Below are 5,906 nucleotides of genomic sequence, written 5' to 3'. Positions count from 1 at the left end.
CCATCCAGAATGCCTCCTTCAGAGAATGGTCTGCATCCTATGAATCACATTTTTAAACCGATGGGTACCCCGTGAGTCAGGCCAAACAATGGTTGGTATAAGGCCACATCCTCAAGGTTTCACGATGCCTGGTCTGCTGCTGTCAGGGCGCTGCTGGCAACCGGTCGGAAGCTTCCGTCACGTTGTCCTCTTTCCAGAAGACCCGGAAGACTCCCGAAGGTATTCATGGCCGCATCATGTAACTGGGGCTATCGTCTTGCCGGCATCGGAACTGAACATCAGCCGATAAAGACCGGGATATTGAGAGGCAAACCGGATACAGACCTGCCCCGCTGCCATGAATTGCATGCACGTTAAAGACATCGCTTCTGTCATGCCCTCCCCACGCCTGACGAAATCGATCCGGGCCACTTCCAGCAGGGGGAAGGTCGAGTTCTGGTCCGCAGCCATCATGGCCGGCGAAATCCCGCATATGATCCGTGCGTTAGCCATACAGGCACGACATGGGCCGGAACAGTCCGGTTTGGGGGATGGGGCATGACCGAGACATATGATTATGATCTGGTCGTGATCGGCAGCGGCCCGTCAGGCAGGCGGGCTGGGGTTCAGGCGGCGAAACTGGGTCGATCCGTGCTGATTATCGAAAAAAATACCCGGGTTGGCGGGGTCTGTGTGCATACCGGCACCATTCCGTCCAAAACCCTGCGGGAGACGGTCCTCAACCTGACAGGCTGGCGGGAGCAGGCTTTCTATGGCCGGGCTTATCGTGCCCGCAAGGATATAACCATAGCCGACCTGAACAGCCGCCTGCGCAAGACCCTGGATTATGAAGTCGATATGCTGGACCACCAGTTCGCCCGCAACGGCATAGCGGTTGTGCATGGCACGGCACGGTTCGTGGATCCGCACCATATTACGATCACCATGGACAACAGGGTTGCGCGGACTGTGTCGGGTGACAGGATCATTATTGCCGTCGGTACCCGCCCGCACCGTCCGGCCCATGTGCCCTTTGACGGGACGGTCGTGCTGGACAGCGATGAAATGACCAGCCTTGCGCGCCTGCCACGTTCCCTGACGGTAATTGGCGGGGGGGTGATCGGTATTGAATACGCGACAATATTCAGTGCGCTGGATGTGCAGGTGAGCGTTGTCGAGGCACGTGACAGTATTCTGGATTTTGTGGACCGGGGCATCATTGCCGACTTCATGCATCAGTTATGTGATCGCGGGATGCGCTTCAGGCTGGGCAGCCGGCTGGATTCAATCACGGTCGCGGATGGACAACCCGTGGCCGTCCTGGCCGATGGCGGGCAGATCCGTTCTGATATCCTGCTTTATACCGGCGGACGTTCCGGGGCTACGGATCAACTCGGGCTTGATGCATGCGGTCTGCGGGCCGACAGTCGCGGCAGGTTGCAAGTAGACCCGAAGACGTTCCAGACAGGTGTCGCGCATATCTATGCCACGGGGGATGTCATCGGTTTTCCGTCCCTTGCTTCCACATCGCTGGAACAGGGGCGTATCGCAGCGTGCCATGCTTTTGGCCAGACCGTGCCACCAGCCCCTGAATTCTTTCCTTATGGGATATATTCCGTGCCTGAAATCTCAACGGTCGGCATGACGGAAGAACAGGCAAAGGAAAAATCCATACCGTATGAATGCGGGATCGCACGCTTTCGCGAGACATCACGCGGGCATATCGCAGGCATGCATTCGGGGATGCTGAAACTGGTGATTTCCCTTGAAACCCACAGGTTGCTCGGGGTGCATATAGTCGGTGAAAGTGCCACGGAACTAATCCATATCGGTCAGGCCGTGCTTAATTTCGGGGGAACGTTCGACTACTTTATCGATGCGACCTTCAATTACCCGACATTGGCGGAAGCATACAAGATCGCGGCCCTTGATGCATGGAACCGCATTCCCCGTCGCAGGGGGAACGTGGAGCCTCCATCACCCGTGGCGACATGAAGGATCAGCTTTCCTTGCCTCCGCATTGCATGGCACCGGGCCCGCATGCAGGCTGATCTTCTGGCTGGTGAAGAAAGCTGGCAACATCGAACCTGGCGGAGTAAGGCAACTATGCTCTGTAGTCGGCATCGCTCTGGGCAGGAAAGCCTGGTTGTTCGCCGGTTCCGATCGGGGCGGCCCGCGCGCGGCCGACATGTATTCCCGCATCGTCACTGCAAAGCTCAACGACGTCGATCCCCAGGCCTGTCTCGCCGACGTTCTCGCCCGGATCAACGACCAGCCGGTCTCATGCCTGCACGAGTTCCTTCCCTGGAACTGGGAAACACCCGTCACGCCAATCATACACAGAGGTGATGCGGCTGATCGACGCCCAGTTCCTGGAAACGCCCTATTATGGCTTACGGCAGATGACATGGCATCTGCGCCGCCTGGGACATGAAGTGGGCCGCAAGCGGGTCCGGCGGCTCATGGCGATCATGGGCCTGCGGGCGATTTACCAGAAGCCGCGTACAACCATGCCCCATCCGGAGCATCGGAAATATCCATATCTGCTGCGGGATCTGGTCATCAATCGGCCTAACCAAGACTGGTGTTCCGATATCACATATATTCCCAATCACCTGTCCGGATTGTGTGTATGCGGTGCAGAGAGTCCCAAAAATACGGGACATCTTTGTCCAAATTGGATATACACGATACATATCCATAAGGAGGGATCTCCGATGCTGACCCGTACAACACTCTTTCTATCCAATCGCTCGCAGGCGGTGCGTCTGCCGAAGATGGTCGCCTTCGGGGAACAGGTGCGTGAGGTGGTCATCGTGTCCGAAGGTCCACGGCGGATCATCGCTCCGGTCGATGTGGCGTGGGATGATTTCTTTGCGGCTCCCGGGGTGGATCTGGGGGAGCGGAACCAGCCAGCCATGCAGGAACGCGAGGCGCTCTGAATGCTGCGTTACCTGCTGGATACGAACCTCTGTATCCGGGTGTTGCGGGATCGACCGCAGGGGCTGCGTCCGAGGTTCAACAGCTGTGCGGAGGAACTCTGCATCTCGGACGTGGTGCTGTATGAGCTGCTTTATGGCGCGGAACGCTCGTCTGATCCCGTGCACACAAGGCGTGAGGTCGAGCACTTCGCGGCAAGGCTGGCGGTCCTGCCATTCGACAGTGAAGCGGCCGCCCATACAGCGGACATTCGGGCTGCTCTTGAACGGAATGGCCGTATCATAGGTCCGTATGATCTCATGATTGCCGGGCATGCCCGGAGCAGGGGGCTGATTGTGGTGACCGGCAATCTGCGGGAATTCCAGCGGGTGGAAGGTCTTCGAACCGAGGACTGGCTGACTGACACGGTCTGACCGGGAAAGACGCAGCGAGACAAAATATTGATAAAAACGACTGCTTATCAATCGACTATGTCATGCAGCGAGCTTCTCTACGAACCCGCTGACAAGCAGCAGTCTTCTTTGGTTGCAGGCCCCCTGAAACCAGATACAAATCCTTGATTTGACACGATAAAACCGCTCGCACACGGTGGGTTTTTTGTTGTCTGAAATTCCCTGCAGGAAACACATAGGAAACAGATGAAAAGGTAATCCGGCGCAATTTTGTCGAAGGTCACATGTGTGTGAATGTGGGGCAGGGTGCCCTGATGCCTGTTTCGGGATATCGTTCCGGCCTCACCGAGTCAGGTTCAGGAAACGCAGTAACAGCCATGGCCGCAGACGAACTCACGGGACTGATCCGTTATCTCGGTCAGGAGGACTGGCAGGAGTGTTTTGGCGAAGTGCTCGGCGATCACATCGGTCCGGCGCTGGAAGCGGGCGACATCTCCTTCGAGGATCTGGCGGAGATGATCGGCCCCGACGTTGCCATGACGCTGTGGGGCTGTGCCTTCGAGGATTTTCTCGGGCAGGACTGGGATGATGGCCGGAACTTCGTAGACGTTTACCTCAAGCGTCGGGGCTGGAAGGAAGGGCCGCGTAACAGCGCCTATATGCGTGCCCTCAAGGCTTCGGTCATGAGCCTGTATGAAGTCTCGGACATCAGACCCGGCCAGAGCCTGATGGCGCGAGACCTGCTGCGGGGTGGTGATCCGGTTCTGGTGCATGAAGGCACGGCTACCCGGACGCTGAAACAGTGGGATCGTATTGCAACACGTCTCGTGCCGTCCGATGGAAAGACCATTCTTGCAGGCGGGTTGCTCGCCTATTCACGGGGTGCCTGTGAGGATCTGGCTGCGAACCTTTACAGGGCTCTGCGGAAAAGACGGGGCAAGGCGGAGTTTCCAAAAGTCGATACGCAGACGCTGCGTGAGCTTGCGCCGATGTTCACGCTGACCTGGCTGTTCCGGACACTGGAGGACATGGCCCGGCAGATGGAGGGGCCAGCTTTGTTCAATGGGGACGGGGAGGATCTGGTCTTCCACGAAGTGTGTTTTCCGCTGGCAAAGGGCGTGACGCAGAAGATGGTGGCGGATGTGCTTGACGGGATGGCAGCCCTGCGGGCAGAGAGCCGGTCGTTCTGGAACTGGCTGAAAGAGCCGATGAGCGATCCCGTGCGCAAGGCTGGACGGGATGAAAACGGGCGGTTCCTGCGCACGGAGATGGATGACGGCGCGATCGTGCTGGGCACGCTGGATCTGAAGGGGCGGCAGTTGCGGCTGCAGGTGAACTCGAAAGAGCGCGCCGAACGTGGCCGTGCCATGCTGCAGGCTGGTCTGGGAGATCTCGTGCGCGCTCCGCTCACGCAGATCATGACGCCGGCGCAGGCGATGGAAGACCGGGGGACGCATGGACGGGAGGTCTCGCCAGAACTGCAGATCCCGCCCGAGGAGGAAGCCCGGATTATCGGGCAGATGCTGGAGCGGCACTATCGGCAGGTGCTTGATGAGCCAGTCCCGGCCCTGGGGGATATGACGCCGCGCCAGGCCGTCCAGACAGCTTCAGGACGTAAAAAGGTGGCCATCTGGTTGAAGGATATCGAAAACACTACGGTCCGCGCCCAAGGGAGTGGCGGTGCCATGGCTGCCTACGATTTCGGGTGGATGTGGCACGAACTCGGAATCATCAGGCTCAGGAAATAGTCCGCTTTCGCCTCATGTCGGCCATAAGGAAAGCCGTTGAGGCCTCCAGAAAACGGTCGTACCTTCGCATAAAAATATGAACATACAAATGCGCATAAACATGTGCTATATGCTGGTTGCCAGTATAATAGGAGCAAAGCTATGGTTCGCGTGCATCCCGGCACTCCATCACGTCGCCCCACAAATGTGACGCTACCCGCTCAGCTGCTCGAAGAAGCCAAGTCGTTAGATCTCAACATATCGCAGGCCTGCGAGCAGGGGCTTAAGTCAGCTATCGCGTCGATCCGTGCCCAGCAATGGCTGGCAGACAATCGCGCTTCCCTCGAAGCCTCACGGCAGTATGTTGAAGAGAACGGGCTTCCCCTGGCAGACTATCGGAACTTCTAAGTGGCCCGTTTCGATGTGTATCGTCTGGCCGGACGGGGAGAAGCACGTTTCGTTCTGGATGTGCAGGCAGATCTTCTGGACGCACTGGGTACCCGTGTCGTGGTTCCGCTGCTGCCGCAGGGAACCGCACCAAAGCCTGCAAAGAGGCTGAACCCGGTGTTTATGGTTGACGACTGTCCCTTCGTCATGATGACGCAGTTTATGGCCGCAGTTCCTGACCGTGATCTGAAGAAGATCATTGCTTCATTGTCGCTTTGTCAGGACGAAATTACTCAGGCGCTCGATCTGCTTCTCGCAGGTTTCTAATACTACGGGCTATCACCTTTGACCTATATGAGCCCATTTTCTGAGGCCGATGGATCGGATGGTCTGTGGCAGGGCGGTGAGGTTGTTCCATGCGGTGCATGCGGCTTCGATGATGTGTTCGATGCCGCTGAACACGGTGTTGGACAGCCAGTTG

At 57.7% G+C, this 5,906-nt stretch carries 6 protein-coding genes and 4 pseudogenes; 8 read left to right on the top strand and 2 right to left on the bottom strand.

Annotated features, from left to right (window positions below; translation table 11 throughout):
* Positions 1-125: 125 nt before the first annotated feature.
* Positions 126-492: pseudogene (locus CFR71_RS15035) on the bottom strand (TetR/AcrR family transcriptional regulator); the annotation flags it as partial.
* A gap of 45 nt (positions 493-537) precedes the next feature.
* Between CFR71_RS15035 and sthA the strand changes: the two are divergent.
* The 8 genes and pseudogenes from sthA to CFR71_RS14995 all read left to right on the top strand — a co-directional run bounded on the left by sthA (position 538) and on the right by CFR71_RS14995 (position 5,752).
* Positions 538-1,974 (top strand): Si-specific NAD(P)(+) transhydrogenase, encoded by a 1,437-nt coding sequence (gene sthA / locus CFR71_RS15030; protein WP_053324013.1) that lies wholly within the window; start codon positions 538-540, stop codon positions 1,972-1,974.
* Positions 1,975-2,098: 124 nt separating this feature from the next.
* Positions 2,099-2,296, top strand: a pseudogene (locus CFR71_RS15025) (transposase domain-containing protein); the annotation flags it as partial.
* Between the two features lie 25 nt (positions 2,297-2,321).
* Positions 2,322-2,588: pseudogene (locus CFR71_RS15020) on the top strand (IS3 family transposase); the annotation flags it as partial.
* 108 nt (positions 2,589-2,696) lie between these two features.
* Positions 2,697-2,921, top strand: coding sequence for a type II toxin-antitoxin system VapB family antitoxin (vapB, locus tag CFR71_RS15015; protein WP_025440224.1), 225 nt, complete (start codon positions 2,697-2,699; stop codon positions 2,919-2,921).
* Positions 2,922-3,332: a type II toxin-antitoxin system tRNA(fMet)-specific endonuclease VapC gene (gene vapC / locus CFR71_RS15010; protein WP_010517707.1), complete on the top strand. Its 411-nt coding sequence runs from the start codon at positions 2,922-2,924 to the stop codon at positions 3,330-3,332.
* A gap of 356 nt (positions 3,333-3,688) precedes the next feature.
* Positions 3,689-5,059, top strand: coding sequence for a hypothetical protein (locus CFR71_RS15005; protein WP_025440036.1), 1,371 nt, complete (start codon positions 3,689-3,691; stop codon positions 5,057-5,059).
* Positions 5,060-5,245: 186 nt separating this feature from the next.
* Positions 5,246-5,446 (top strand): type II toxin-antitoxin system CcdA family antitoxin, encoded by a 201-nt coding sequence (locus CFR71_RS15000; RefSeq protein ID WP_010512663.1) that lies wholly within the window; start codon positions 5,246-5,248, stop codon positions 5,444-5,446.
* Positions 5,447-5,752 (top strand): CcdB family protein, encoded by a 306-nt coding sequence (locus CFR71_RS14995; protein ID WP_025440035.1) that lies wholly within the window; start codon positions 5,447-5,449, stop codon positions 5,750-5,752. It abuts the gene before it with no gap.
* Positions 5,753-5,764: 12 nt separating this feature from the next.
* Here CFR71_RS14995 and CFR71_RS14990 read toward each other — a convergent pair.
* Positions 5,765-5,906 (bottom strand): annotated as a pseudogene (locus CFR71_RS14990) (IS630 family transposase); the annotation flags it as partial.

This window comes from Novacetimonas pomaceti (assembly GCF_003207955.1).
GTDB lineage: Bacteria > Pseudomonadota > Alphaproteobacteria > Acetobacterales > Acetobacteraceae > Novacetimonas > Novacetimonas pomaceti.
This window is presented reverse-complemented; position numbering and strand designations above follow the sequence as displayed.